General features: G+C 64.3%; 25 protein-coding genes. 3 read left to right on the top strand and 22 right to left on the bottom strand.

Annotated features, from left to right (window positions below; genetic code table 11):
* Positions 1 to 246 (top strand): hypothetical protein (locus Q0A15_RS02365; protein WP_291277937.1); only part of this gene is annotated, 246 nt, incomplete at its 5' end.
* Positions 247 to 268: 22 nt separating this feature from the next.
* Here the strand turns inward: Q0A15_RS02365 and Q0A15_RS02360 are convergent.
* The 10 genes from Q0A15_RS02360 to Q0A15_RS02315 form a co-directional block, all read right to left on the bottom strand.
* On the bottom strand, positions 269 to 1,978 hold the full coding sequence (locus Q0A15_RS02360; protein ID WP_291277936.1) for a thiamine pyrophosphate-binding protein: 1,710 nt from the start codon (positions 1,976 to 1,978) through the stop codon (positions 269 to 271).
* Positions 1,975 to 2,763 (bottom strand): cyclase family protein, encoded by a 789-nt coding sequence (locus Q0A15_RS02355; protein WP_291277935.1) that lies wholly within the window; start codon positions 2,761 to 2,763, stop codon positions 1,975 to 1,977. Before Q0A15_RS02355 ends, Q0A15_RS02360 begins: the two co-directional genes overlap by 4 nt.
* Before the next feature lie 407 nt (positions 2,764 to 3,170).
* Positions 3,171 to 3,731 carry a peptidylprolyl isomerase gene (locus Q0A15_RS02350; protein WP_291277934.1) on the bottom strand — a complete coding sequence of 187 codons (561 nt, stop codon included), beginning with the start codon at positions 3,729 to 3,731 and terminating at the stop codon, positions 3,171 to 3,173.
* Complete coding sequence (locus tag Q0A15_RS02345; protein WP_291277933.1) at positions 3,728 to 4,861, bottom strand: aminopeptidase P family protein; 1,134 nt, start codon at positions 4,859 to 4,861, stop codon at positions 3,728 to 3,730. The genes Q0A15_RS02350 and Q0A15_RS02345 overlap by 4 nt, the downstream gene beginning before the upstream one ends.
* Positions 4,858 to 5,715 carry an ABC transporter ATP-binding protein gene (locus tag Q0A15_RS02340; protein ID WP_291277932.1) on the bottom strand — a complete coding sequence of 286 codons (858 nt, stop codon included), beginning with the start codon at positions 5,713 to 5,715 and terminating at the stop codon, positions 4,858 to 4,860. The genes Q0A15_RS02345 and Q0A15_RS02340 overlap by 4 nt, the downstream gene beginning before the upstream one ends.
* Positions 5,712 to 6,500 (bottom strand): ABC transporter ATP-binding protein, encoded by a 789-nt coding sequence (locus Q0A15_RS02335; RefSeq protein WP_291277931.1) that lies wholly within the window; start codon positions 6,498 to 6,500, stop codon positions 5,712 to 5,714. Before Q0A15_RS02335 ends, Q0A15_RS02340 begins: the two co-directional genes overlap by 4 nt.
* Positions 6,501 to 6,562: 62 nt before the next feature.
* Positions 6,563 to 7,417 (bottom strand): ABC transporter permease, encoded by an 855-nt coding sequence (locus tag Q0A15_RS02330; protein WP_291277930.1) that lies wholly within the window; start codon positions 7,415 to 7,417, stop codon positions 6,563 to 6,565.
* A complete protein-coding gene (locus tag Q0A15_RS02325; RefSeq protein ID WP_291277929.1) occupies positions 7,414 to 8,499 on the bottom strand; it encodes an ABC transporter permease in 1,086 nt (361 codons plus the stop codon). Before Q0A15_RS02325 ends, Q0A15_RS02330 begins: the two co-directional genes overlap by 4 nt.
* Positions 8,499 to 10,091 (bottom strand): ABC transporter substrate-binding protein, encoded by a 1,593-nt coding sequence (locus Q0A15_RS02320; RefSeq protein WP_291277928.1) that lies wholly within the window; start codon positions 10,089 to 10,091, stop codon positions 8,499 to 8,501. Before Q0A15_RS02320 ends, Q0A15_RS02325 begins: the two co-directional genes overlap by 1 nt.
* 293 nt (positions 10,092 to 10,384) lie before the next feature.
* Complete coding sequence (locus Q0A15_RS02315; RefSeq protein ID WP_291277927.1) at positions 10,385 to 10,675, bottom strand: hypothetical protein; 291 nt, start codon at positions 10,673 to 10,675, stop codon at positions 10,385 to 10,387.
* Between the two features lie 22 nt (positions 10,676 to 10,697).
* Between Q0A15_RS02315 and Q0A15_RS02310 the strand changes: the two genes are divergently transcribed.
* Entirely contained in the window at positions 10,698 to 10,922 is a 225-nt protein-coding gene (locus tag Q0A15_RS02310; RefSeq protein WP_291277939.1) for an SDR family oxidoreductase, read from the top strand.
* Positions 10,923 to 11,058: 136 nt separating this feature from the next.
* On the opposite strand, the gene Q0A15_RS02305 is transcribed toward Q0A15_RS02310, so the two are convergent.
* From Q0A15_RS02305 to Q0A15_RS02280, 6 genes are read right to left on the bottom strand one after another with little or no spacing between them, the layout of a single operon-like run.
* A complete protein-coding gene (locus Q0A15_RS02305; protein WP_291277926.1) occupies positions 11,059 to 12,366 on the bottom strand; it encodes an aminotransferase class III-fold pyridoxal phosphate-dependent enzyme in 1,308 nt (435 codons plus the stop codon).
* Positions 12,363 to 13,550: a M20 family metallopeptidase gene (locus Q0A15_RS02300; protein WP_291277925.1), complete on the bottom strand. Its 1,188-nt coding sequence runs from the start codon at positions 13,548 to 13,550 to the stop codon at positions 12,363 to 12,365. The genes Q0A15_RS02305 and Q0A15_RS02300 overlap by 4 nt, the downstream gene beginning before the upstream one ends.
* A complete protein-coding gene (locus tag Q0A15_RS02295; RefSeq protein ID WP_291277924.1) occupies positions 13,550 to 14,695 on the bottom strand; it encodes an amidohydrolase family protein in 1,146 nt (381 codons plus the stop codon). The genes Q0A15_RS02300 and Q0A15_RS02295 overlap by 1 nt, the downstream gene beginning before the upstream one ends.
* Complete coding sequence (locus Q0A15_RS02290) at positions 14,685 to 16,019, bottom strand: glutamine synthetase family protein (protein WP_291277923.1); 1,335 nt, start codon at positions 16,017 to 16,019, stop codon at positions 14,685 to 14,687. The genes Q0A15_RS02295 and Q0A15_RS02290 overlap by 11 nt, the downstream gene beginning before the upstream one ends.
* Positions 16,019 to 17,194 carry an APC family permease gene (locus Q0A15_RS02285; RefSeq protein ID WP_367273349.1) on the bottom strand — a complete coding sequence of 392 codons (1,176 nt, stop codon included), beginning with the start codon at positions 17,192 to 17,194 and terminating at the stop codon, positions 16,019 to 16,021. Before Q0A15_RS02285 ends, Q0A15_RS02290 begins: the two co-directional genes overlap by 1 nt.
* 12 nt (positions 17,195 to 17,206) lie before the next feature.
* Positions 17,207 to 17,368: a hypothetical protein gene (locus Q0A15_RS02280; protein ID WP_291277922.1), complete on the bottom strand. Its 162-nt coding sequence runs from the start codon at positions 17,366 to 17,368 to the stop codon at positions 17,207 to 17,209.
* Positions 17,369 to 17,680: 312 nt separating this feature from the next.
* On the opposite strand from Q0A15_RS02280, the gene add (Q0A15_RS02275) reads away from it, so the two are divergent.
* The gene (gene add / locus Q0A15_RS02275) at positions 17,681 to 18,715 is read left to right on the top strand and encodes an adenosine deaminase (protein WP_291277921.1); all 1,035 of its coding nucleotides are present in this window, start codon (positions 17,681 to 17,683) and stop codon (positions 18,713 to 18,715) included.
* 85 nt (positions 18,716 to 18,800) lie between these two features.
* On the opposite strand, the gene add (Q0A15_RS02270) is transcribed toward add (Q0A15_RS02275), so the two are convergent.
* The 6 genes from add (Q0A15_RS02270) to Q0A15_RS02245 form a co-directional block, all read right to left on the bottom strand.
* Positions 18,801 to 19,808, bottom strand: coding sequence for an adenosine deaminase (gene add / locus Q0A15_RS02270; protein WP_291277920.1), 1,008 nt, complete (start codon positions 19,806 to 19,808; stop codon positions 18,801 to 18,803).
* Positions 19,808 to 21,178: an NCS2 family permease gene (locus Q0A15_RS02265; protein WP_291277919.1), complete on the bottom strand. Its 1,371-nt coding sequence runs from the start codon at positions 21,176 to 21,178 to the stop codon at positions 19,808 to 19,810. The genes add (Q0A15_RS02270) and Q0A15_RS02265 overlap by 1 nt, the downstream gene beginning before the upstream one ends.
* 277 nt (positions 21,179 to 21,455) lie before the next feature.
* Positions 21,456 to 23,027, bottom strand: a complete 1,572-nt coding sequence (locus Q0A15_RS02260; RefSeq protein WP_291277918.1) for a GMC family oxidoreductase — start codon at positions 23,025 to 23,027, stop codon at positions 21,456 to 21,458.
* A gap of 167 nt (positions 23,028 to 23,194) precedes the next feature.
* A complete protein-coding gene (locus Q0A15_RS02255) occupies positions 23,195 to 24,295 on the bottom strand; it encodes a PQQ-dependent sugar dehydrogenase (RefSeq protein WP_291277917.1) in 1,101 nt (366 codons plus the stop codon).
* Positions 24,296 to 24,382: 87 nt separating this feature from the next.
* On the bottom strand, positions 24,383 to 25,240 hold the full coding sequence (locus Q0A15_RS02250; protein ID WP_291277916.1) for a PfkB family carbohydrate kinase: 858 nt from the start codon (positions 25,238 to 25,240) through the stop codon (positions 24,383 to 24,385).
* Between the two features lie 12 nt (positions 25,241 to 25,252).
* Complete coding sequence (locus Q0A15_RS02245) at positions 25,253 to 26,563, bottom strand: ISL3 family transposase (RefSeq protein WP_291277915.1); 1,311 nt, start codon at positions 26,561 to 26,563, stop codon at positions 25,253 to 25,255.
* Positions 26,564 to 26,687 lie beyond the last annotated feature (124 nt).

Here is a 26,687-nt window from a genome sequence, read left to right as displayed (position 1 = left end):
TCCTCGGCCGCCGGCTTGACAGAACCAATGCGGTCGAAGGCTTCCATGAATTCCGCCCGCAATGCAGCGGTTTCGGTTCGAGATGACACGGTGGTCGCAGCTCCTCAAGTAGAGGTGTTGCAACCACCGGTTGAGACCGCCCGGCGCACGCGCGCCGGCGAGCTGGACTTGAAGGATGCACGCGTCCACCTGTGGCAGGGCCCCGATGGATGGGTTTTCGGACAGGCCGCCAAAGTCCAGCCGTAGTCGGGACAGAGTCCGGCCGTCGTCAGTGGCCCTTGAAGGCCTCGGCGAGCCACCAGGAGCCGCCGTCCGAGGCGATCCGTGCGTCCACCACCAGGGGTCCCACGTGGTGCCCGGCGGCGCGTTCCCCGAGCCAGGCCTTGACCAGGTCCAAGTCCTCGACGCTGCGCACGGTGACCCCACCCGCCCCGAAGCCTCGAGCAAGCGCGGCGATGTCCACACGCGGGAAGGTCACTGTTCCGAAGTCGGGAAGCCGCCCCGAGTCGTCGGGCCCGAAGTGGTGGATCTCCGCACCGTAGGCGTCATCGTTGTAGACCACCACCAGCAGGTCCAGTCCCAGCCGCACCGCGGTCTCCATTTCGGCCACCGCCATCAGGAAGCCGCCGTCTCCCGTACCCAGTACGGGCAGCCGTGACGGCTGCGCCAGTGCCGCGCCGATGGACGTGCCCAGGCCGAGGCCGATGGATTGGAAGGCCTGCGTGAAGCAGAATCCGAATTCGTCCGGCACGCGCAGGTAGGCGCTCGGATAGCCCATGAAGTTCCCGGAGTCGATGGAGACTACGCGCTCCGGTGGCAGGATCTCGTCCAGTGCGGTGGAGAGCACCCTCGGGTCGATGCGAACCTCGCCGTCGGGTCCCGGCCCCGACAGATCCTCGGTTCCTACCTGGGTCCAGCGGCCCTGCTCCGCGATCCGCGCGGCGATCTCGGGTGTGCGATAGCGCGGTCCGTCGGGCACCTTCCCCGCGCGGAACGCGGCCTCTACGGCGGCGGCCGTGGCCGCGGCGTCGCCCACGACGCCCAGGTCGATGGGGCGCTGGGCACCCAGCGCCAGCGGGTCCAGGTCGACCTGCACCACCTTGGCGTCCGCCCCGATCAGCGAGCCGTGGCGCATGGTCCACATGTTCAACGCGCAGCCGAAGCCCACGATCAGGTCGGCCCCGGAGATGAGTTCGGCGGCAAGCGGGGTGGAGAAGCCGCCGGAGATCCCGAGGTTGAACTCGTTGCCCTCGAAGAGGCCGTTGGCCACCGCGCCCGCGGCGAGCAGCGCACCGGTGGTCTCGGCGAGCGCGGCCAGTTCCGCCCCGGCGTGGCGGGCGCCTCGGCCGGCGATGAACACGGGTCGTTGGGCGTCCGCGAGGAGGGAGACCATATGCCCGACGGCCTCGTCCCCGGCCCGCGGCGGAACCGGCGCCGCAGGCGCCGTCAGCGTGGCCAAGCTGGCCACCACCGCGTCGGGCACTGGTTGAGTCTGAACGTCCAGCGGCAGGTTGAGGACCACGGAACGGCGGTCGTCGCGGGCCACGCGGAAGGCGCGCACCACGTCGGCCAGGACGGAGGCCGCGGAGTTCACCCGCAGGCTTTCCGCCAGAACCGAATGCGCCAGACCCGGCTGGTCCATCGCAAAGTTGGAGCCAACGGCGGCGGCAGTGGCCTCAGCCGCGAGCACGATCAAGGGGGTGCGGGACTTGGCCGCCTCCCCCAGGCCCGTGGCCGTGTTGGTGAGGCCGCAGCCCTGGTGGACCGAGACCAGCGCGACCGTGTCGGACATGCGCGCGTACGCGTCCGCCATGGTGACCGCGCCGCCCTCGTGTCGGGTGGCCGTGAATTCGACACCGGCGGCGCGCAGGGCGTTGGTGACGGCGAAGTTGCCGGAGCCCACCACACCGAAGCAGTGGCGGGCGCCCAGCTTCGCCAGCGCCTGACCGACGACGTCGGCGACCGTCAGCGCGCTCACTTGCCGGCTTCCTCGGTTTCCACGAGCGCGAACACGCGCGTAGGTGAGCCGGTGCCGCCCACGATCGGCAGTGGGGACACCACGATCACGGCGCCGCGAGCGGGCAGGTTCTGGAGGTTCTGCAGGGAGGTGATGCCGTACTTGTCGTGGCCAAGCAGGTGGTAGTGCATCGGGAAGGGCGGGTCCAGCTCGGCGCCGCGACCGGCGTCGATGCCCACGGTCTCCACGCCAACACCGGAGAGCTCCTCGCGGTTGGCGAGCCATTCCGCGGCTGCGGCGGTGAAGCCCGGGGTGTGGGATCCGGACTCGTCCGCGTTCCGGAAGGCCTCGGCGTCGTCGCCGTACTGGTCCCACCCCGTACGGAACAGGGCCCAGGTGTTGGGCTCGAACGCGCCGTTTTCCTTCTCCCAGGCCTCGATGTCTGCGATGTCGATCAGGAAGTCCGGGTTCGCTTCCGACTGGGCCACGAAGTCCAGGACCACAGCGGGACCCACCAGACGCGCGGGCGGAATGGAGGCGACGTCGTGCCCCTCGCGGCCCGAGATCCAGTGGATGGGGGCGTCGAGGTGCGTGCCGATGTGCTCACCCGTGTGGATGTTCGCGTGGCGCCAGAACGGGCCGGGCTCGTTGTACTCGGAGACGGTCTCCAGGGAGAAGTCGATGAGATTCACGAACGGGTCCGGGAGCACCAGGGCGGGCGTCTCCGCGGAGAGGGTGTGGGTCAGGTCCACGACCTTGACCTTCTCCGTGGTCAGGGCCTGCAGGAGTGCGGGGAGGATGGGCATTCGGGGTGGCCTTTCCGAAGTCGTGCGTTCCGGCCCGCGCTGGGCGCGTCGCGGCCGGTGGTGCTGCTGGCAACACTAGTTGTTCCCGGTACCAGGAAAGTGATCCGTGACGGGCGGGGCTGGGGCGGGTGACACTCAGCCGAGGATCCACGCTCGCCGAATCCAGAGCACCTATCCCTCTGCGCCAACATCAACGGGGGTTGATGCCCCACGGCGCGTGCCCGGCTCCCGCCGGTGGTTCACTATTTTCCCGAGACGGACGATGGACGCGTGGTCAACCGGGAGGCTGTGCACAGCATCCCGACAGGCTGCCTTCGTAGTGTCGTAGACACCTCAAAGGGTGCGAGTGATGACAAGACGATCCCCCGAACCGAATGCCCGGTTCGGGGGATCGTTCTTTTCAGTTCTCAGGCGTCCACCACGACCACGCTGTCGATCCGAACGAACGGGACCAAGTCCTGTCCCACCGACGGTGCCGCATGAATGGCTCGAACAACGTCCATTCCGCTGGTGACCTGGCCGAAAGCCGCGAATCCCTGCCCGTCGGGATTTCGGTCGCCCCCGAAGTCGAGCTGCGGCTGGTCCCCCAGACAGAAGAAGAATTCCGTCGTCGCGGTATCCGGCCCCAAGCGCCCCATGGACAGTGTTCCGTCCACATGGTGGAGACCAGTGTCCTGCGTGGTCTCGATGCGAATGGGTTCGTGTTCCTTGCTGCCTGGCGCTGGCCCACCCTGGACTACGTTGATCGGTACATCACCGTTGGGAAGACCTTCTCCCTCCTCCGGGCGTTCCCCCGGCAGCAAGTCATTGCCAGACGTCTCGGGGGTGACGACGCGTTCGAAAGCGCCTTCGGTGAACGCTCCTTCGTTGACGTAGCGCACAAAGTTTTTGACCGTGATCGGGGCCCGGCTGTCCTCGAGCTGGACCGTGAAGGGCCCGAGTGCGGTCTTGAACAGAAGAGTCGTCATGCCAACCTCAACAAGTCTCGCGATGTGGAATTCAAGGAATTCGCTCCGTTTGCCGTCACCTCGATGACGTCTTCGATCCGCACACCACCGCTACCGGGGACGTAGATACCGGGCTCAATGGTGAAGGTCATCCCTTCCTGTAGGACAGTGATGTCGCCGGGCACGACGTAAGGATGTTCATGCACTTCGAAGCCAATGCCATGACCGGTGCGGTGCAGAAAATGCTCTGCATACCCAGCCTTTGCGATGACGTTCCGAGCGACCGCGTCGATATCCTGGATCTGTACACCAGGTCTGACTGCTGCGAATGCGGCCTGGTTGGCCTGCAAGACAGTCGCATGGATGTCCCTGAGCGTCTGATCCGCAGCGCCGAGGACGAAGGTACGGCTCGTGTCCGAGTTGTACCCGTGAACGCGCCCCCCGTAATCGATGATGACGACGTCTCCCGCCTCCAGGATCCGTGAACCGGCGACATGGTGCGGTGCTGCCGCGTTGGGTCCGGCCGCCACCAGCGCTTCCCCGGAGCCGGTGTCACACCCGTGTTGCTGGAGCAGGTCGCAGATCAGTTCCGCCACCTGGGTCTCACTCCGGCCAACCAGCGACATCGTTTGCAACGAGCGGTATGCATCGTCTGCGGCGCGGGAGGCCGCATGCATGAATTCGAGCTCAGCCGGAGTCTTCACCGCCCGCAGCGTATGGAGAAGGGGGCCGGCTGTTGTCCCCGTCAGATGTGGCAGCGACTGGATCCGATGAACAAGCCAATACGGGAGGTTATCGGCGATGCCGATGACGCTGCCTGCGGGCAGGAAGTCCAGCGCAACCGTGATCAGGTCCTGGCCATCCGCCCAGGTGACCAGCTCGCACCCCTCAGGCATAGCTGGATAGTCACCTGCCTCCAGCAACGGTGCCACAACGCGGACACGATCCTGGTGGACCACGAGTAGCGCGGGACGATCGGCCACCTGGAAGGCCTCCGCCACCGTGGTGTCCACGGCGTCTGCCGCGAAGTACCTGAGATCGGCAGAAGGGCCGATGACGACCGCGTCCAAACCCGCGGAGCCGAGCATTTGCTGGAGTCGGGACCTACGGCCCACTGCCTCGGTGTCGCGGTCAGTGATGGACGTACTCATGCAACCTCCTTGGCGACACGATCCAGCGCTTCAGGGATCTCATCAGACCAGTGCGCCCGGTCCTGTGCGGACGGCGACACCGGAACGGTACCCAAACCGTCCACGGCCGGGATCGCAGCCAACAGCGACTGCGTGTACGGGTGCCTCGGTTCATCCCAGATCGCCTGGGTGTCGCCGGTTTCCACGAAACGGCCCCGGTACATGACGCAGAGTCTGTCCGCGATCCTCCGCACCACCGACAGATCGTGAGAAATGAAGAGCATCGCGGCCCCGTCGTCCTGACACAGCGAACGCATCAGGGAGGCCACGCTCATCTGGGTGGATGCATCCAGAGCCGAGATCGGCTCGTCGGCCACGAGCACTGAGGGCCGAGCAGCCAACGCGCGGGCGATCGCGATGCGTTGTTTCTGGCCCCCCGAGAACGCCTGCGGGTACCGCGAGGCCATCGCGGGGTCCAAGCCAACACGCTCCAGCCATTCTTCGACCGACGCACTGATCATTCCCCTTGCCCTGGCGAGGTTGATCCCGTCCTTCAACTGGTCCCCAACTGTGCGCCGGAGATTCAGTGAGGTTGAGGGATCCTGGAAGACCATCTGAATCGCGGCGTCCACAGCTACGCGCCGTCGCAGCCCGAGCGGGCGGATCTCCTGGCCGTTGAGGCTCACCTGCCCGCCTGACCTCGACTCGATGCCGACCACTGCGCGGGCCAAAGAGGACTTGCCGCAGCCGGATTCTCCGACCAAAGCCACGACTTCACCAGGATTTACCGTCAGACTGACGCCGTCCACGGCCACGAGTGGTGGCTTCCTGTATTCCACGCTCACATCGGAAACACTCAACGCTGCATTGCTCATGCCTCTTCCTCCGCGTGGATGGATTCCTTGGCCAGGTCGGCGCCTGGCATCGCCGCCAGCAGGGACTTTGTGTACTCATGCTGGGGCTGCGCGAAGATCTGCCGGGCCGTCGCGTTCTCCACGATTTCCCCATAGCGCATCACACTAACCTCATCTGCGATGGAGGACATCACTCCAAGATCGTGGGTCACCAGCAAAACTCCTAGGTCCGATTCGTCCACCAGCTTGCGAAGCAACTGCAAGACACCAGCCTGAACTGTGACGTCCAACGCCGTGGTCGGTTCGTCGGCCAACAGCACGTCTGGTTCGCAAGCCAAACCGATGGCAATCGCAATACGTTGGCGCTGACCGCCCGAGAACTGATGAGGGTACTTGTTCAGCGCTTGTGCTGGTTCGGGAACACTCACGCGTTCAAGGGATGCGATCGCTTTGGCGATGGCCTCGGCCTTAGACACTTTCAGATGCAGTCTCACGTGGTCGGTCAGCTGCTTACCGATGGTGAGCTGGGGGTGAAGACTCGTCGATGGGTCCTGGAACACCATGGCGATCCGACGGGCACGGAACGGCTTGATGGCCTGCTCGGACAGTGAGATCAGGTCCGCGTCGCCGATATAGGCATGACCGGTGGCCCGGGTCTTAAGTGGCAGCAGCCCCAGCGTGGCCAGTGCGGTCATCGTCTTACCTGAACCCGATTCACCCGCCAGGCCGTGAATGGATCCGCGCCTGACCTGCAGGTCGATCCCCTTGACGATCTCATGGCCCTCGCCGCGTTTCGGCTGGGTCATCACCTTGAGGTTCTGAATGTCGAGCGCAATGTCTGCACTTACTGTTCGTGTTTCAGTCGGGCTCATGACTCCGCCGTGTTCGGGTCGAGGATGTCTCGTAGGGTGTCGCCCAGGAGGTTGAAGGCCACCACAACGGTGAGGATTGCCACTCCGGGAAACACTCCGATCCACCAGCTGTCGAAATTCTTCATAGCGTCGGAGATCATGGATCCCCACTCGGCCTGCGGCGGTTTTGCACCCAGGCCCAGGAAGGACAGACCTGACAACAGCAAAATGGCCGTTCCGACATCAAGACTCGCCAGGACGATCATGGGGCCAATGGTGTTGGGGGCGATGTCCCGCAGCAGCGACTTCATGGGCGAGTAGCCCAAGAGTCGTCCGGCGACCACGTAGTTCTGTCCCCGCATGGTCATCACCAGGCCACGCATCACTCTGGCGTATTGCGGCCACGACACGATCAGCGCTGCGATCACCGCGTTGATCAGGGACGGGCCGAGGGCTGCTGCCACGACCATGGCCAGAATGACGGTTGGGAACGCCATAACCAGGTCACACAAGCGCATGATGGTGCTGTCGACCCATTTTCCAAAGTAGCCAGCAATGGCTCCCAGGACGGCCCCGATCAACAAGGACATGACCACCAGCAGAAGCGACAACGGGATGGTGACCCGGGCGCCGTTGATCACGCGAGAGAACACGTCACGTCCGAGCGCATCCGTTCCGAACCAATACGATCCCGTCGGCGCCATCAGCGCGGTCCCACTCTGATCGAGCGGGTCATGTTGCTGGATCAAAGGGGCAAAAATGGCAACGAGCACCCACACGAGAGCGATACCGGCGCCGATCAGACCAATCGTGTGATTGCCATGGAAGAGTCGCGTTGTCAGGCGACGGCGGGAGACGACGGTCGTACTCATGCCAACCTCACTCTCGGGTCCACAATGCTGTAGAGAATATCGACGATCAGGTTCACGCCGAGGTAGATGATGCCGACCACGAGCCCGACACCCATGATGGCTGTCAGGTCGAGGTTTGAAGCGGCCTTGAATGCGTATGACCCCAGGCCGGGCCACGAGAAGATCTGCTCCACCAACACCGTGCCCGCGAGCAAACTGCCGAAGGCAATACCCACCATGGTCATGATGGGTACAGCCGCAGCGCGCAGAACATAGCTGAACACGATGGTGCGTGAACGGAGCCCCTTTGCTCTTGCCGCCCGCACATAATCCTGATCCAGAACTTCCAGAACGGATGTTCTGACAAATCGCGTGAGAAGACCGACCGTGAAGAGCGTTAATACCAGAACTGGTAAGAACAAGTGCGCTGCGGCATCTACGAAGGTGTCGAGCTGGCCCGCTAACAACGCGTCAACGGTGTACATTCCGGTGACGTGCGGCGGGGTTAGGTAGTCCGAGGACTGCCGACCAGCACCCGGTGCGATATGCCACTTGAAGTAGAAGAAGTAGTACAACATGAGCGCCATCCAGAAGGTCGGCACGCTCAGGCCCGCAAGAGACACCACACGCACGACTTGGTCGGTGACCTTTCCCCGACGGTGTGCCGCCCAGGTTCCAAGCGTCACTCCGATGGCTAGCGAAAGCACGATGGTCGCGAGCGCGATCTCCAACGTAGCGGGAACGGCCTTGGCCAGGTCCGCGGAAACGGGATTACGCGTCAGCTGCGAAATCCCCAGATCTCCCTGGAAGAGGTTACCGAGGTAGATGATGTACTGCTGCCAGAACGGCTTGTCCAAGCCATACGTCGCGTTGAATTGGGCGACAGCTGCAGGGTCTTCTGCGGCACGTTCACCCAGTGCGGCCGCAACGGGATCTCCAGGGACCAGATTGGTGAGAATGAACGTCACGAACGTCACTCCTACGGCCAAGGCCACCGAGATGAGCACACGCCTGGCCAAGTAACCGATCAGGGGATGACGCCTGGGCGTCCCCGCACGCTTACGCACTCGGGAACGCCCAGGCTCTGTCGTCACTGCGGTCATTACTTCTTACCCAGGCTTGCCACGTCCACCGTCCAGATCGGGTTGTAGTCCACGTTGGTCAGAGTGTTGGCGTGGAGCAAATTGTTGCCGGGCTGGAACAACGGGACGAAGGGACCACCCTCGTTCAATGCCTCACCGAAGGCCACATAGCCTTCGTCGCGACTGTCACCGACAGTCTGATTCGCTGCGGTAGCAGCCTTGGTCACCTCGTCATCTGCACCTTCAGCCCATCCCGCACGCAAGCCCATCAGTTCACCTGGACCGTAGGCCGTGTAGGACGACGCATCGGGGTAGTCCGGACCGTAGTACCAGAGTCCGATCTGTTCCTTGCCGTTACGGTACTTGTCGAGTTCGGTAGCCACCGGCGCCGGTGCCAGGTCGGCATTGATACCGATCTCCTTCAACTGCACCTGGAGTTTCTGCGCCAGCTGGTTGAAGTCCACACCATTGACCGAGATGTCACTCGGATAGTTCAGCTGGATCTTCTCGCCTTTGTAGCCCGAGGCTTTCAGTGCTTTCTTGGCGCCATCGAGATCCTGTTTGGCGGCGCCGTTTTCTGGGACGGCTCCCCCAAGGATCGAAGGCACCACTCCGGTGGCTTGAACCGCACCATTACCTGCCATATCGAGCAGTGCCTTGTAATCAACGCCGAGCCGCATCGCTTCCGCGAACTCCGGGCTGGCAGTGACCGGCGAAACCGACTTGTTCTGGTTTGCGAAGAGGAAGATCATCTGTGCCGATGCCGATTCGGCCACTGTCACCTTGGACTTATCGGCAGACTTGGTCTGCGAGGCGGATAGATCCAAAGCGAGCTGAGCCTGGCCGCCTTCGACGTTGATCTTCTGCGTCGATGCCGGGGTGTTCTGCATGACGACCTTGTCATAGGTCGGGTCAGCAGGGCCGTCGTATTTGGGGTTTAGTTCCATGGTGACCTGAGAGGCCACGTCCATACTGGAGAGAGTGTAGGGACCAGATCCGGCGGAGTTCTTGTTCAGCCAAGACTCAGCCTTGTCGTCCGTGCCTGTGGTGCCACCGTTCTCCTTAACCACTTTGGAGTCAAGAATGCCCATGGCGGGATTGGCCATGATCGCGGGGACACCCGGAGCGGCTTCCTTGGATGAGACCACTACGGTGGAATCATCGGCCTTTTCGAAGGAAAGACCGTCCAGGAGGAAAGCCGGAGTGCCCTTCATTCCCTGGACACGCTGAAGACTGAACAACACATCGTCAGCGGTGACTGGGTTGCCACTGGAGAAAGTACGACCGTCCTTGATCTTGAATGTGTACGTCTTCGCGTCATCTGAGACGGTCATGTCCGCGAGAAGCGGTACCGCTTCCTTGACGTTGCCCCCTTCGTAGGTGACCAACGTGTCGTACATGGCTTTGTCCGCGATCATGCCGGTCAGTTCGTACATGTGGCCGGGATCAACAGATTTGAGGTCAAAGACCTTGGCGACAACGAGGGTCCCCCCGGAGGCTGATCCGGATTCATCGGACCCTCCAGTCTTTTTTCCGCTTGAACAGGCCGTCAGCGCCAGGGATGCTGCCACCAGCCCTACGCCGAGTGCGCTCAGTCGAGATTTCAGTGCCACTTTTCCTCCAGGGGTGCAACGGTGCGACAGTTCCGACATAACGAACGCGGTTGTTCTGCGCGTCACCGACCTATATGAGCTGCATCTCAGGATGCCTGTGCAATGTTACACCTCAGTCGACGGTTGTGGTTGACGATGGCGCCGTTCCTTCCCAGTCACCACATGAGGGCATCCACAGCGCTGCCCGTCAACCGGCCCGAAAAGCCAGTGCGATCCGCTCTATTGCCTCTCTTACTCCCCTCGGTCCTTCGCAGCCTCCCGAACAGACCACGACCCGCTTGAGATCCACCAGGTCATCGCCAGACAACTGCCGAGCCCCATCGAAGAACCCCGCCGTATCCGAGTCTCCTTCTCCAAATGGCATCTTCGGCCACAAGCCGCAGGTTCGACGCAGCATTGACGTCCGCTTCCGCATTGTTCTGCGCCTGCAGCTTCAATCCAGGGTCGGCCGCGATCTCGTCTCGCAGCCCGATGACCAGATTCACGAGGTATCGGTCGTCGGCGGGCAGGTCACCGACGTACTTTTTGACCTTGGCTATGACCTCGCTCCTAGCCGCAAGCCAGGGTTCCGCCTGAGATGACAAACCGACTTCCGCCCCGGACGGTATCCGTGTGAATGCGGTGACTCCAGGCTGGATCTCCACCCCGCTGCTGGAGTCCATCGACGACCAGGCGGTCAAGGATCGTCTGCTCTCCCGCACCCCTGCCGGCCGGTTCGGTCGCCCCGAGGAAGTCGGCCAGGTCATCGCCTTCCTGGTCTCCGACGCAGCCTCCTTCGTGACCGGCACGATTGTCCCCGTGGATGGCGGTTACCTGACAACTGGCATCTGAGCCACAGGTCCCGGACAGACTCCACCCGTAGTGTCGTAGACACCTCAAAGGGTGCGAGTGATGACAACAGTGAAGTCCCCGGCTGGTTCTCCAGCCGGGGACTTTCTGCATCTTCACACGAGCACGGCACAGCTGATCACCAGCCGGCGAATTCCTCCAACACGCTCTCAGGCACCAGCCCGGCCACGGCGTCATCCAGCGCCTGCGTGAGAATGCTCAGGCCCTCCGCGAGTTCTGCGGAGGTGATGGTCAGCGCCGGCGTGAGTTCTATGACGTCATCGCGAACCACATAGAACACCGCGCCCAGTTCCCAGGCCCGGTAACAGGTCAGCGCAGCCAAGCGGGCAGAGGCCAGCTCGACCCCAACCAACAAACCCTCACCGCGCACGTCGCGCACAGCCTCAGCACCCGGTCGAGATGAGGCGCGATAGTCGGTGAGCAGGCCGCGCGCCAACGAACCAAGCGAGCGGACGTGACCCAGCAACGCGTCGTCGAGCATGGTGAGCACCGCGGCCCCGGCCGCGGCACCGATCCCGTTGCCCGCCAGCGTCAGCAGCGCCGAGGCCGTGGGCCCGTCCAACGCCTCCGCAGAGCCGATCACCGCGCCCACAGGCAGTCCGCCGCCCAACGCTTTGCCCAGCGTCACCAGATCGGGAAGCACCTCGGCGTGTTCATAGGCGAAGCGCAGCCCGGTCCGGCCCATGCCGGTCTTGACCTCGTCCGCGATCAGCAGCGTCCCGGTCTCGTCGCAGAGCCTGCGTAGCTCCTTCAGGAAACCGGGGGCCGGAACCCGCACACCACCGTCGCACTGGATGGCTTCCACAATGACGCATGCCGTGCTCCGCTGAGCCAGGTGACGACCCAGCGCGGGCACCAGCTCGTCCAGCGCGACAGCCGTCACCGGATAATCGAAAACTCGGGCGACGCCCTGCGCCCCGGAGTCCGCGCCGAAGTCCTGCGCCTCCTGCCCCAGCCCGTGCCCGCCGTGGTAGGAGCCGGTGAAGCTCACCACCGAATCTCGCCCAGTCGCATGGCGGGCGGCACGGATCGCCACCGAGTTGGCATCGGTGCCACCAAGCCCCAGGTAGACGCGTTCCGACGCCCGCGTCGGCACCGTTGCCCGCAGCCGTGCGGCGAACTCCGTGGTTCCGGTCATGGCGCCGGAGAGCACGGAGGCGCCCGCACCCGCCGCAGCGGCGGCACTGACGGCATCCGTGATCTGCCCGGTTCCGTATCCGAACGACGCCGCGCCCCAGGCGGCAGACAGGTCCAGCACCTCGCGTCCGCTGGCCGTGACCAGTTCCGCGCCGTGCCCGCCCGCGGTCGCCAGCGGGAAGAAGCGCAACCGCTCCACCCCAGCAACGGTGCTCAGATCCGCCTCATAGGCCGCCGCTTCCACCTCACGTTGCTTGACGGTGATCTCACGTCGCTGGTCAGCACTCATAGGGGCTCCTCCCGTGCCTGATCCTGAATGGTTTGTGCCGCCCCGAGGTATCCAGCCATCATCGCCTTGGCCACCCGAGCGATGCTCACCTGGTCTGGAAGGAATCTTGGGTGATGCAACCCGACGCCGGGATCTGCGTCCACACCCACGAAACACATGAGGGTGGGAACCGCCTCGCCGTAATAGGAGAAGTCATCTGCACCGAGCGAGCGCATGGGCGGCGCCACCTTCAGCCCCACCTGCTGAACCCATCCATGCGAGGCCCTGGCCAACCTGGCATCGTTGATCAACGAGGGCTCACCCCGCGTGTACTCGGTACGGGCCTGACACCCGAAGGCCGCCGCGATCCCGTCCGCATAATGCCCGACGGCGGTGGCCAGCCGGGTGCCTTCCGCATCCGACACGGTCCGCACCGTGCACAACACGCGTCCCTCGCCGGGAAGGACATTGGCCGCTCCTGAACCCACATGGATGGTGCCCACACTGATCATGGTGGGGTCCATGGGATCGGCGGTACGTCGAACCACCTCGGACAGACCGGTGACCACCTGCGAGACGGCCACGGCCACATCAGCACCCTGGTGCGGATAGGCCCCGTGACCGCCCCGTCCGGTCAGGACGATCTCGATCTCACCCGCTGCTGCATTGACGAATCCCTCACCGATCGCGACCGCGCCCGCAGGCACGGCGGGATGAACATGGGCACCCACCGCGTGGCCGACGCCAAACCGCCTCAACAGCCCGGATTCGGCGATCTCCTTGGCCCCGGACGGATACGTCTCCTCCCGGGGCTGCAGCATGGGAACCAAGCCGTAGGGCAGCTCCACGTTGTCGGCCGCACGAACCAGCGCCACGAGCGCGGCCAGGTGCACGTCGTGGCCGCAAGCGTGCATGGAGCCGTTGGTTGAAGCGAATTCCACGCCGGTTGCTTCCTGCAACGGCAGTGCGTCCAGCTCACCGCGCACGGCGATACTCGGCCCGGCGGACGGGCCGACCCGGCCCACACCGCCGTGCTGAGCCACCGGTTCCAAATCCACCCCCAGTGCCCGGGCAACGGTCGCCAAGGTGTCGGCCTCGTCCCCACTCACCCGTGGGTCCGCGTGCAGTTGACGGCGGAGAACGGCGGCGTCGGGAAGCTGTGCCGTCAACGCCGTGGACCAGCTGCGTTCCAGCTCGGTCAGCATCAGGATTCCGTGGCCCTGTCGTCGACACCGTAGAGCCGGGCGGCGTTCTCGTAGCCGATCATGGTGGCCACGCGCAGCCGTTGCTCCAGCGGCCAGCCGTCCAGCTCGCCGAACCTGTCCAGGGCGGCGGCCAGACCACGGCGGAACAGGAACGTACCGAGATAGAACAGTTCGGGTGCTCCCCAGGCGTCGGAGCTGAAAAGGATCTTGCCGAAAGGCGCCAATTCCAGGGACTCCGCGATGACGGCCTCGCTGCGGGATCCCGAATAGTTGATCCCCAGTCCCACGTCGAAATAGACGTGCGGGAAGACGTCCGCCAGGTACCCGGCCTCGCGATGGAAGGGGTAACAATGCAACAAGGTAAAGCGCGCTCCGGTGTCCCGGGTGGCCCGCAACAGGTCCGTCAACAGCAGCGGATTGCACCGGTGAAGGTCGACATCGTCGTCTCCGTATCCGATGTGGAATTGGATCACTTGGGCGCGGTCAACCGCCAGCCAGATGAGGTGACGGATCAGGACAGGGTCATCCAGACGGAGGGCGCCGGTGCGACGCATGAACGCCTCCGCGTGGCTCTGGACCAGCACGCGTTCCGGGCGAGCCGCGTCGAAGTCGAGGCCGATGCGATAGGCAGCAATGGACTTCACGCCGATCGCGGTCGTCAACCGAGCATCGAGCGTGCGTTCCAGATCCGACAGGTAGGTTACTGCGTCGGTGCCTGCCTCCCTGGCCTTCTCAGCGACCTGTTCCGCGATGCGTTCCAACCGAACGATTTCGTGCGCTGCCGCGTCTCCGGCCTCGGCCATCTGTTGGGGTCCGGTGATGAGATCGGCTCCGTGACCGGTCTCGATGCCGAAGGTGGTGATGTCTGCCGCGCGCAGCAGCAACCGGCTCACCTCCTCCACACCCAACTCCTTGCGACGGGCCATATAGACCTCCGGAGTGGGGAAAGGGTCCAAGCCCAGCACGGGGGCGCAATTGGCCAGCACCTGGAAACCCACCTGGGAATCGAAGCGAGTGGTGCCGACCGTGGCCGGACGGGAGGATTCGGAGATCAGCGCCTCGAACCCCTCCCGGTCCACTTCGTCCCGGAGCACCCCGTGGCAGTGATGATCGAACAGCGGTAGGCGGGACAGATCAGTAGGCACGCGCATACACCTCGCACTGTTCCTCGGCCGACCTGTGCGAGAGTTGCCGGATCTCCTCACGCTTGAGTTGCAGGAAGACCTCCACCCAGTTCGAAGCCAACCAGCTGCGCACCACCGACCCGTTGCTCAGGGCCTCGAGTGCTTCCTCCAGCGAGGACGGCAACGACGCCAGGTCCGCGTGCACACCCTCCAGTTCCAGCTCACCCTCGACCACGTCGACGGGTGGCAGATTCTCCTTGAGACCCTGCATACCGGCCTTCAGCAGGAGGCCCATCAGCAACCAGGGGTTGGCGCCGATGTCCGAGCCCCGGAATTCGAAATGCAGCTGCGGGGCAGGATCCCGACCATCCAACTCATTGGTGGGTGGGACCCGGACCAGGGCCTCACGGTTGCGCACACCACAGAAGGCCCTCGCAGTGGACCAGTTGTGTGGCGCAAGCCGCTGATAGCTGATGGTCAACGGGGCAAAGAGTGCAGTCATTTCCGGGCCGTACTTCACGATGCCCGCATTGAAACGTGCGGCCATTTCCGAGACCCGTCCGGGGCGGGCGGCGTCGAAGCTGACGTTGCTTCCGTCCGTGCCGTACAGGCCGTAGTGCACATGCACGCCGGAACCGCCGGCTCCAGCCACCGGCACAGGCGAGAAGGTGACCTCGCGCTGGTGGGCGGCATAGACGTCGGCCACCAGGTCACGCACCAAGATGGCGCGATCGGCTGCAGCCAGCGGGTCAGCGGGGCGATTCGTGACCTCGAACTGGTGCTCTGCGTACTCCGGCAGCCAGTTCTCCGGCTCGCAACCGGCCTCAGACAACACCCGCATGACCTCTGAGCCGATGGGCTCCGCCGCACGGAACTCACGTAGCGAGAACGGGTGCGGATGCACCGTGGCCGTCTTCTCCACGAACTCGTGTTCGAACGCAGCGGTGCAGACCAGCCCGAAGTCCTCGCGCAGTTCCTCCACGGCACGCTTGAGCCAGAGCCTGCTGCATGACTCCCAGTCCGAGCCATCGGTCTCCACCAGATCGGCGAACACCAGCTCGAAGGACGGCCGCTCCCCCACCGCTGGGATCCGTGTGCGGGAGTCCAGGTCGGGGCGCAGCCTCAGGTCTCCCGAGGAGCCGTACGGGATGTCATCCACGATGTGACCGAGCGGGCCGATGCCGAGATCCGCCGGCACCCAACCAAGCGACGTCCTGTCGCTGAAATCCGCGCTGCGCATGGCACGCCCACGCGTGATGCCGGCAGCATCACTCGTCGCCACGAAGATCAGTTCGTCTTCCCTGTTGATTCCGGTCTGTGCACCGGTGGAAGCCGGTTGTGTCATCAATCAAGATCCTCTGCGGTCATACGCGCACCGATACGCTGCGCCAGTTTCGGTCTGCTCATCACAATGATGAGTCCCACCAGGCACCATGCTGCAGAAACCCAGGGGAAGTAGGAGTACGGGGCGTCCTGCCCCACGACCTGCACCACATAAACGTAGACCAGGTACACAACAGCCAGCACGGGGAAGACCAGTTCCCATTTCGGGATCCCCGCCTTCTTGCCGCCCAGCGTGTCCCAGATGACGCCCACGGCCGTCATCCCGTAGGCGATGACCATGCACAGCGTCGCGATGGTCGCGAACCAGTAGTAGACATCCACGCTCGTGGCCCCGAAGAACCCGGTGACGAGTGCGCCCGCCGTGGTCAGAATGACGGTGAAGTACACGGCTGTGGTGGGTACCTTGGTGTCCGAATGACGACGTCCCAACGCTGCGGGACCGAAACCGTCGCGAGCCAGCGCGAACAACAGCCGCGAGGCGGCCATGGAGGAGGCCAGGAAGGATCCGAAGGCCACGCAGAAGGCGATCACCGAGATCAAGACCGCGAACCAGGAGCCGATGTAGGTGGAAGAGAGTTCCGTCAGCGTGGAAGAGGCGTTCGCGAAGGCGTTGACCCCCTTCTCATCCGTGCCGTAACCGATGGTCTGGGCAAACATGACAAACACGTAGACAACACCTCCCACGATCACGGCCAGCAAAAGGGAACGCGGGATGATGCGCTTGGGCTGATCGGTTTCCTCACCAAGCGACGAACCGGACTCGAAACCCGCCCAGGAGAGGAAGCCGAACACCGAGGCCGTCACGATTGCACTCATCGGTGCGCCACCCGGAGTCAGGGTGGACACGTCGACACCGGTGGAGACGGGTGCGCTGCCATTGGCCACGCGAATAATGATGACCGCGGCAAGTACCAGCATCGCCGCGATACCCACGAAACCGATCACCAGCGTGGTGCGAGCCACGATGGCGGAATCCCGCAGATTCAGCACCAGCGCTACCAACCCACACACTGCCACGACCACTAACCAGAACCAGCCGGGAAGATTCAGACCCATCTCATCCGTCATGGCGGTGAAGAACACCGCGCATGCACCCATGATGCAGGTGGCGAATCCGAGGTAGGTGCCCAGCAGCGCGAAGCCGCCGAAGAATCCTGCCCGCGGCCCCAGCGTGATGCCCGCGAGCGCCTACACGGATCCGGCGTGCGTGATCTTGCGCAGCAGCCGCACGAACCCGTAGGCCACGAGCAGGGTCCCGACGAAGGACACCGTGAAGGTGAAGGGGACGGCCTTGCCCACCAGCCCGGCCACGCCGATGCCGTTGAGGGACATGGCCATGACGGGTCCCATGAAGCCCACCGATATGGCGGTAACCTCGAAGGTCCGCAAGGATCTCTTCGGTTTGGGTGTGGTGGTGACTGCCGTTAGGGCTTCGTTGGGCAAGAGAGCGCCTTCCGATGATAAGTGATGGCGCCTTTCAGGTACGCCCTTTGCCATTAAAGCGCTTATATCTCTGATGTCTGCCGAACGTTACTTGTGGGGATGCGGTGACACACGGGTCGGCGCATTTGCACGAATGTCGGTGTGGATCAGCCCATCCGCACCGACGCGTGTGGTTTCACACCGACGCGTGTCCCTGAGCAGTGGTGCGAAACTGGCCCCATGACCCCTGATGATTTTCTACGTTCCATCCCCAAGGCCGAGCTCCACTGCCACTTCGTGGGTGCCGTCCCCGCCCAGGTGGCGTGGGATCTGGCCCAGCGCAACGGTGTCGAGCTCCCGGTCGATGGCCCGGAGACGCTCTATCACTATGGTCACTTCTACGATTTCATCGAGCGTTACATGCTCATCGCGACTGCCATACGCACGGTGGAGGACTTCGACGAGGCCGTCTATGCGGTCTTGGAGGAGGGCTACCGCCACGGCAACGTGCAATACCGGGAGATGTTCTTCAACCCCACGGACCACGCTCTGGGCGGTGCCACCTACCCCGTCATGCTGGAGGGACTGCGCCGAGGCGTTGCCCGTGCCCGGGAGGACTTCGGGGTGGAGTGCAAACTCATCCCCTCCATCAACCGTCAGCACTCCCCCGCGGCCGCGTTGGAGATGGTCCGTGAGGTCGTGGCGAACCCGTGCGACGAGGTGGTCGGGATCGGTTTGGACGCCTCGGAGCCGGCCGGTCCGCCAGAACTGTTCGCGGACGCCTACCGGCTGGCGGGCGAGCACGGACTCAAGCGTGCCGCCCACGCGGCCGAGGACTACTCCGGCATCGTTGACGGCCCGCCGGCCAATATCCTCACCTGCCTGGACCTGCTCGGCTGCGACCGTATCGACCACGGTTACAACATGTTCGTGGACCCTGAGGTCGTGGAACGCTTGCGGCGCGAGCAGACCCCGATCAACGTGTGCCTGCCCGGTTCCAGCGCCGACCTGCGCCCCATGCGCTCCGTCGCGATCCGCCGCATGATCGACGCCGGGCTGAACGTCAGCCTGCACTCCGACGACCCAGCCATGCACCGTGTCACACCGGGCGAGACCTACGTGATCGCCTCCAAGATCCTGTGGCTCAGCCTTGACGAGATGGTAGCCCTGGATCTCGCTGCCATCGACGCCGCCTGGCTCGACGACGCCGGCAAGGAGCGCTTGCGCACCACCTTCACCGAACAGATCGAGGCGCTGCGCGCCAAGGTCGCCTGAACACAAACGAAGGTGCCCGACGGCGGATGGTCGCCATCCGCCGTCGGGCACCCGTCCTGGTGTTCGGCTCGGCGCTACGGCCGGGTCAGGACAGCACCTTGGCCCGCAGGGCCTTCTTAGCGTCTGTGTCCAGGAAGGTGGCGTCCACTGAGTTGTTCACGAGCCAGGCCCTGCGCTCCCCCAGCACCTCGTCGGCGATCTCCATCTCCCTCTTCAGTGTGGTGGGAAACAGTGCCGGGTCGTCGGAATTGATGGTCACCCGCAGGCCGGCCTCCACCATGCCGGCGATGGACTCGCGACGCCACTGGATCAGCGATCGCCTGGAGGTCGTGAAAGCCACGTTGAACAGGACTCCTGCCTCGGCGCAGCGCTCCACGATGCGGGGATCGCGCAGGATCTGATAACCGTGATCGATCCGGTCGCAGCCCAGGACGTCCAGCGCAGTCTCCACAGTCTGGGCCGTGGGAGCATGCTCACCGGCATGGGCCGTCCGTTTCAGACCAGCTTCTCCTGCCAGTCGGAAGGCGTCCACGAACTTCTCCGGCATACCGCCCAGTTCGTAGAAGTCCAGTCCGATCCCGGGGATCGCGTCGGAAGGATGTTGAGCCACGGTCCGGACCATGTCCACAGCGACCTCCGCCGTGTCCTCACGATTCACGGCGGCGAGGGCGCGCCCATCCACACCGAGTTCCGTGCGGGCACGGGCGAAGCCCTCCTCGATGCCGGCAACCATCTCCGGGTAGGCAACGCCTGCCTTGATGTGTTCCGACGGACTGAACGCCAACTCCGCGTAGGCCACATCGGAGTTGTTCTTCGCATCCTCCAGCGCCTCGAAGACGGTTCGCGAGAAGTCATCTCGGTCCCGCAGCGACTGGGAGATGAGTTCATAGACGCGCAGCAGCGGGAACCACGGGCCACGGCCCTGTTCCTCCTCGGTGGGCGAGGAGTTGATGCGGGTGTAGAGCTCCTCCGCCGGCAGCGGAAGCTCCACGCCGTTCTTGGCGGCGAGGTCTGCCAGCGTGGTGGCGCGGACGGTGCCGGGCAGGTGGATGTGCAGGTCGATCAAAGAGGTGGGGGTGTTCACGGTATTCATCACTCCACGGCGAGGTTGTAGAAGAAGTAGAGCAGGAACGGGACCAGCACCCACATGCCGGGGTGGACCTGCTTGACCTTTCCGGACACGAGTTTCACGAGGGCGTAGGACAACAGACCGGCTGCGATACCGGTTCCGATGTTGCCCCAGCAGATGGTGCCGATGAGGCACATGGCAGCAGGCAGCAGGTCTGTGAGATCGTCGGTCCCAGCCAGTTTCCTGAAGTTGGAGAGCATGGTCAGACCCACCACGATCACCACGGGTGCGGTCGCGGCGTTCGGGATGGCAGCGGCCAGCGGGGTCATGAACAGAACCACCACGAACATCGCAGCGGTGACCAGGGAGGAGAAGCCGGTGCGGCCGCCGGATTCGGATCCTGACGTGGACTCTGCATAGGTGGCGATGGACGGGGCACCGAAGAGTGAGCCGCCGATGATGGCGGTGGAGTCCACCATGAACGGCTTGGTCAGGTTGATCTTCTCGTCAGCCGGGACCTTTTCCTTGATCTTGTCGGTGACGGCCATGACCACGCCGGTGGCTGCAAAGAACTCCGAGGCCAGGAACGCGAACCAATACGGAAGGTGCTCGGGTCGGAACGCGCCCCACAGGTCGATGTCGAAGGCGACACCCGCGGTAGAGGCGGGCAGCCCGAACGGTGCACCATCCATCTTGGTCAGCCCCATCGGGATGCCGACCACCGTGATGACGACGATGACGATAATGAAGGCCCCGGGGACCTTCTTGGCCTGCAATGCGATGAGCACCACAATGCCTGCCAGCGCAAGGAGCCCCTGGGAACTGCCCAGGTCACCGATCTCCAGGCTCTTCTCCCCCGCCTGGACCAGACCCACATTGCGCAGGCCGATGAAGGCGATGAACAGGCCAAGAGCCGGCGAGATCGCCAATCTGATGGGTTCGGGGATGATCTTGGTGACCAGGTTCCTGACGCCGAAGATGGTCAACAACAGGAAGACGATGCCTGACCAGAAGACCATGCCCATCGCCACCGGATAGGACACGTGCCCCGAACCGACCAGCGTGTACGCCACCAGCGCCACGCCGCCGAGTCCCGGTGCCAGCACCATGGGCAGGTTGCCGACCAGACCCATGGCTGCGGTGGCGATGATCATGAGCGTCAGGACGCAGGTGATGGCGGCCGGCAGCGGAAGCCCCGCCTCGGTGAGCATTCCTGGCACCACCACGGAGGCATAGACGGTGGCGAAGAACATCGTGGCTCCGGCGATGACTTCACGCGACCAGGTGGAGCCACGGCGGGTGACGCCGAAGAATCGGTCGAGTGCACCGACTCTTGTTTGTTCTATCGGCGGGGTGGGATTGGGCTGTTGATCGCTGGGCGCGTCAGATTTCATGCGAGCTGGTCCTGGTGGAGTCGGTTGGAGGAGAGCAACGACGATGGGCAGCGGCGTCGGCGTCAACCGATGCTGCTGCCCATCCTTGCTTCGCGTACAACGCTAAACCTCTGCCTGTTTCAGGCGGGGGTCTGTGACGCCTCTACAGGATCCTCATGAGCAACTTCTCAGGGGCTCTGGGTGGGGTCGTCGACACCAGACAGGGTGCGAGTGATGACAACAACGAACTCCCGAACCGGAACTTCCGGTTCGGGGGTTCGTTGCATCAGACCGCGGCCTACGCCGGCTGCGAAGCCGCACCGGTCAGTGCATCTGCGCACCGCTCGGCGATCATGATCGTGGGGGCGTTGGTGTTGCCTGCGGGGATCTTGGGCATGATGGAGGCGTCCGCCACGCGCAGGCCCGTGACCCCGCGGACCGCAAATGTGCTGGGGTCCACCACAGCCTCTGCGTCGGTACCCATGCGACAGGTACCCACCTGGTGGTGGTAGGTGACCACGGAGTCGCGCACGTACTGTTCCAGGTCATCATCCGTAACGACGTCGGGCCCCGGGTAGATCTCCGTGGGGCCCCACGAGGACAGCGCCTCCTGTTTGCCGATCTCCCGCATCTGCCGGACCGAGACTGCCAGGCGCTGTGCGTCCGTGGGGCCGGCCAGGGCTGCGACATCCACGGCGATGGGGTCGTCGGCACCAGCCCCGGTCAGGGTCACCGAACCACGCCCTTCGGGCTGGACCAATCCGGCGTGCAACGTGAATCCGTTGTCAGGTCCCTCCATGACGCCACCGTCCTCACGGTAATCCTGCGAGTACATCGGGAAGTTGAAGAACAGCGGCTGCAGGTCGCAGACGGGCTGGTCGTCAGAGGACCGGGAGAACAGGTGAGTCTCAGCGGCCGCGGTCTCCGGGAAGGGCACGGGCCGTTCGGTGGAGTAGATCACCGGGGACAGGAAATGATCGTGCAGATTCTTCCCGACCTGCCCCAGGTCCGCCACCGGCTCGACGCCAACCTCGCGCAATTCCTCCGCCGGGCCGATGCCGGAGCGCAGCAGCAGTTCGGGAGATCCGAGCGCACCAGCACAGAGGATGGCGGACTCACTGCGCAACTCCCGCTCGTTCCCGTCCGCGTCCCGATAGACGACGCCGCGCACCATTGGGGTCGCGTCGTCGCCCGTCGCCTCCACGATCAGCTTGAGCACCCGACCACCGGTGATCAGCGTCAGGTTCTGATGGTCCTGGACCGGTCGCAGGTATGCGCGCCAGGTGCTCAAGCGTAGTCCGTCGCGAAGGTTGAGTTGCATCCGGGACACACCCTCCGCATGCCCGTCGTTGTAGTCCTCGTCCAGGACGAAACCGGCCTGGACGGCCGCTGCGACCATGTCCTCCTGCACGGGATTACGCGGGAAGTCAGCACGAACGTCCAGGAGTCCATCACCGCCACGGACGTCGGATGCGCCTCCATCGAAGGCTTCGATGCGTTTGAAGTAGGGCAGCACCTGGTCCCACTCCCAGCCGGGGCAGCCGTTCTGGGCCCATTGATCGTAGTCATAGGATTCACCGCGCACCCAGATGCAGGCATTGAGGGAGTGGGAACCTCCCATGACTTTCCCTCTGGGCAGGTGCAGCCGGCGGCCGGACGCCCCGGTCTGGGGCGTCGAGTAGTAGTCCCAGTCCTGCGCGGAATGCCAGATCTTCCCCGCATCCGGAAGATGGTCGATGTCTGGATTGACTTCATCCTGCTCACCGGCCTCCACCAAGGTGACGCGGTGCCCCGCGTCCAGCAGCCTGCGGGCGATGACCGCTCCGGCAGATCCGGCACCGATGACGAGGTGTTCGACGACGTTGTCCAAGTAGTTGTCCTCACGCTTCCTTGCGACGGCGCGAGTATGTCTGAGAGTGACTCAGCTCATGCCGCGTTGACAGGACCATTCTGCACGAGTCGAACGAATTCGTATACGATCCGCATGTTCTGTGTCGCCGACCTCCAGGTCACTAAGGCCGGACGCAGACCGCATGTTCACCCGTCCCCCACCTGCAGCAACTTGTCGTCCCCATCCCCCGGCGTCCCGCGGCCATCGGTGTTGTTGGTCAGGATCAGCAGCTCGTTGTCCGGGGAGAAGGTGACTTCGCGGACGCGCCCCACGGTGTTGACCACGGTCGTGGACTCTTGAGGGTCAGAGAGATCCAGCCGGGTCAGGCTCTCCCCGCCCAGGTTCGCCACGAAAAGATGTTCGCCCTGGATCGCGATGGCGCTGGGTGAGGCCTCGTCCGTGCTCCACTGAGCCACTGGGTCCACGAACTCGTCACCACGGCCGCGACCTTCGACCTCGGGCCAGCCGTAGTTCTTGCCTGGCTCGATGATGTTGAGCTCGTCCCAGGTGTCCTGCCCGAACTCCGCGGCGTACATGGTGCCGTCCTCCGCCCAAGCCAGGCCCTGCGGGTTGCGGTGCCCGTAGCTGTAGACGGGAGAATCTTCGAAGGGGTTGTCCGACGGGATCTCGCCGTCCCGGGTCAGGCGCACTATGGTTCCACCCAGCGTCTTGGGATCCTGGGCCTGGTCCCGGTCCCCGGCATCCCCCACCGTGGCGTAGAGCAGGCCATCAGGTCCGAAGGCGATCCTGCCCCCGTTGTGGTTACCGCTCTGTGGCAGATCATCCAGGATCGTGACTGGCTCCCCGATCCCCACCGATCCAGGCGATCCCGTCAACGGAAACCGCTGGATGCGATTCCCATCGGGCCCTCCGGAATACACGAACAGGTCGTTCCCCTCCACGGCGAGACCGAGCAGGCCGCCCTCGCCGCCGGACACCACGTCGGGGACCACCCCGACCTCACGCGTGCCGTCCCCCACGATCTCAAGGATCCGGCCGGTATCGCGCTCGCTGATCAGCGCGGCATCCTGATACCAAGCCACCGACCACGGGGCGTCGAGCTCATCCACCACGGTCTCCATGGCTCCCGGACCGCTCGGCTGGATGGAACCACTGCTCGAGCCCGGACCGAGACTGCATCCGGCCAGTCCCACCGCGCACAGTGCGCTCACGAGTGCGATCCGGGTCTGACGGGCCCTGGCCTTGTTCCGGTTGCGGTCCATAGTCCAGTCTTGCGCGGCGGACACGCTTGATTCAACAGGTGTGCTGCTGCACCCACGTCGGATCTGCCCTCGTTGTCGGCTTTGCCCCCACCGTCGAATTCACCGGCGTTCTTATCGCAGGACGGATTCGTCCCCCGCTTCCAGAGCATCCAACGCTGCCAACGTGGGCGGGTTGGCGCCGGCCTTGGACACGGCGATCGCCGAGGCGCACGACGCCCGGTTCAAGAGTCCCTCGACGTCGGCCACACACGCGTCAAGCCCGCGCGCCAGCACCGATCCGAGTATTGACGCCATGAAGGAGTCGCCCGCGCTGATGGTGTCCACCAGCGGGCCCGGCCGGATGGGCACACTAACCTGGACGTCGCCGTCGGCCACATGCCCGACGGCGGGTCCCACCTGGCCTACGCCAGGCACCTGGGCGAGGGCTCCGTCGGCGCCCAGGGTGATCACCACGAGCGTTGCGCCGAGGTCGCGAAGGTGCTGAGCGACGTCCGACGTGGGAACGCCCGGGTAGAGCCATGCGGCGTCCTCGTCACTGAGCTTCACCACGTTGGCGTGGCGGGCCAGCCGCTCGAATAGTTCCACCGCGGCCTCATGCTCCGGCAGCAGACGGGGCCGGATATTGGGGTCGAGACTGACCACGGCCCCAGGGCCAACGGTTTCCACGAGGGAGGCCACCTTCTGCGCCCCCGGTTCCAAGAAGAGCGCAAGCGAGCCGGCATGGACCAGATGGGCATCGACGGAGTCCGGCTCAGTGATGTCCCAGCTGATGTCGAACGTGTAGTCCGCCGCGCCATCCTCGGCGATCAGGGCACGGGCCGTCGCGGTGCGCTCGGCGGAGAACGTCTCGTCGCCAATGGACACGCCCTCGGCCCTGAGTTCGGAGGCGATCCGTTCGCCGCGGGCATCGTGCGCCAGATGCGTCAGCAGTGTGGCCTCCACCCCCAAACGGGACAACCCGAGCGCCACATTGGCGGCTCTTCACAGTTGAGGGTGTAGGAGTTGGTTTCTGAATCCTCCGGTTTCTAAGAGTGAGCGGGCGATGTAGTGGGCGAGGGATCGGAAGCCGAGGGCGATGCCTCGGAGGTGTTCGATCCTGCCGTTGATGGCCTCGGTGGGGCCGTTGGAGGTTCGGGGATGGTCGAAGTACGCGGCGGTGTCCTCGGCGCGCTTGGTGATGGTTCTGGCCAGGGTCCGCAGTTCCCTGAGTCCGTCGGGGATGCTGGTTTTGAGTCGTTCCAGCAGCCGGGTGAGTGCGGTCTTCGCCTTCTCGGGGGTCGGCTGGTGATAGATCGATCTGAGTTGCTGGTAGGCCTCCCACGTGATGCGCAGGGCCAGGAAACGCTCATCAGCGAGGACCTCATGAACACGCCGGGATTGCTTGTCGGTGAGAAGATCCACGCCCTTGAGGAGCAGCTTACGAATCCGGAAGAGGGGTTCCCCGGCTCGGCCTCGGTGTCCGAAGACTTGTTGTTGGAGGCGTTGCCGGCACTTGGTGACAGCATCAGCACCGAGCTTGACCACGTGGAAGGGGTCGAGGACTTCCACGGCGTCGGGCAGTTGTTGGACGGCGGCGGTTTTGAACCCGGTGAACCCGTCCATGGCGACGACCTCGACCCGATCCCGGAAGTCTTGAGTTTGGGCTTGCAGCCAGCTCGCGAAGACCTCTTTGGAGCGGCCTTCGGCCATGTCCAATAGCCGCGAGGGCCCAGTGCCATCGGCCACTGGTGTGGCGTCGATGATGACCGTGACGTACTTGTCCCGGCCTCGCACATGCCTCCAGACGTGTTCATCGACCCCGATGACGCGGACACCGTCGAAGCGGGTGGGGTCGTCGATGAGGCGGCGCTGGCCTTCGGCCAGGATCGCAGCGTTGGTCGCGTTCCACGACAATCGCAGATCCCGGCAGATGGAGAGGACAGAGCGGTGGTCCACGACCAGCGCGTGCAGGCCCCAGCCCAAGGCAGTGCGCGTGAGCTTGGCCCGCGGCTCGGCCGCTTGGGAGGTGTCCTGCCGCCACACCCTCGCGCAGGCATCGCACCGGTATCTGCGGATTCGCACGTGCAGCACCGTTGGCCGAGCTCCGAAGGGTTCATGAGATAGCTGGCGCTTCACCGTCCCGATAGGGCGAGCTCGGGATCCGCAGGTCTGGCAGTAGTCATCAGCGGCCACGACGTCGCAGGCGATGACCGCTTCCCGCTTGGTGATGCACTGGCCAGTGGCGACCAGGCCTAGCTGGTCCAGCCCGGCGAAGACTGTCAGATCAGGGGTCGTGAAGATAGATTGGGACACGGTCGAGGTCTTTCAAGAGGGCAGTGTGGTAACTCCCATCTTCGAAAGACCTCGACCCCTATCCACGCACCGCCACGCCGCCCATGTCAGAACCCCGCACCTACACCCTCAACTGCGAAGAGCC

This window comes from Galactobacter sp. (genome assembly GCF_022712295.1).
Taxonomy (GTDB): Bacteria; Actinomycetota; Actinomycetes; order Actinomycetales; family Micrococcaceae; genus Galactobacter.
The sequence above is the reverse complement of the archived record's forward strand: the minus strand, read 5'-3'. Positions and strand labels throughout refer to the sequence as shown.

Coding starts and splice junctions, on each gene's coding strand:
- Q0A15_RS02265 (WP_291277919.1), bottom strand. CDS start 21,178: ATGAAATCTGACGCGCCCAGCGATCAACAGCCCAATCCCACCCCGCCG.
- Q0A15_RS02300 (WP_291277925.1), bottom strand. CDS start 13,550: ATGCTGACCGAGCTGGAACGCAGCTGGTCCACGGCGTTGACGGCACAG.
- add (WP_291277921.1), top strand. CDS start 17,681: ATGACCCCTGATGATTTTCTACGTTCCATCCCCAAGGCCGAGCTCCAC.
- Q0A15_RS02290 (WP_291277923.1), bottom strand. CDS start 16,019: ATGACACAACCGGCTTCCACCGGTGCACAGACCGGAATCAACAGGGAA.
- Q0A15_RS02325 (WP_291277929.1), bottom strand. CDS start 8,499: ATGACCGCAGTGACGACAGAGCCTGGGCGTTCCCGAGTGCGTAAGCGT.
- Q0A15_RS02340 (WP_291277932.1), bottom strand. CDS start 5,715: ATGAGCAATGCAGCGTTGAGTGTTTCCGATGTGAGCGTGGAATACAGG.
- Q0A15_RS02355 (WP_291277935.1), bottom strand. CDS start 2,763: ATGCCCATCCTCCCCGCACTCCTGCAGGCCCTGACCACGGAGAAGGTC.
- Q0A15_RS02345 (WP_291277933.1), bottom strand. CDS start 4,861: ATGAGTACGTCCATCACTGACCGCGACACCGAGGCAGTGGGCCGTAGG.
- Q0A15_RS02305 (WP_291277926.1), bottom strand. CDS start 12,366: ATGAGTGCTGACCAGCGACGTGAGATCACCGTCAAGCAACGTGAGGTG.
- Q0A15_RS02280 (WP_291277922.1), bottom strand. CDS start 17,368: ATGGGACCCGTCATGGCCATGTCCCTCAACGGCATCGGCGTGGCCGGG.
- Q0A15_RS02350 (WP_291277934.1), bottom strand. CDS start 3,731: ATGACGACTCTTCTGTTCAAGACCGCACTCGGGCCCTTCACGGTCCAG.
- add (WP_291277920.1), bottom strand. CDS start 19,808: ATGAATACCGTGAACACCCCCACCTCTTTGATCGACCTGCACATCCAC.
- Q0A15_RS02330 (WP_291277930.1), bottom strand. CDS start 7,417: ATGAGTACGACCGTCGTCTCCCGCCGTCGCCTGACAACGCGACTCTTC.
- Q0A15_RS02335 (WP_291277931.1), bottom strand. CDS start 6,500: ATGACCCAGCCGAAACGCGGCGAGGGCCATGAGATCGTCAAGGGGATC.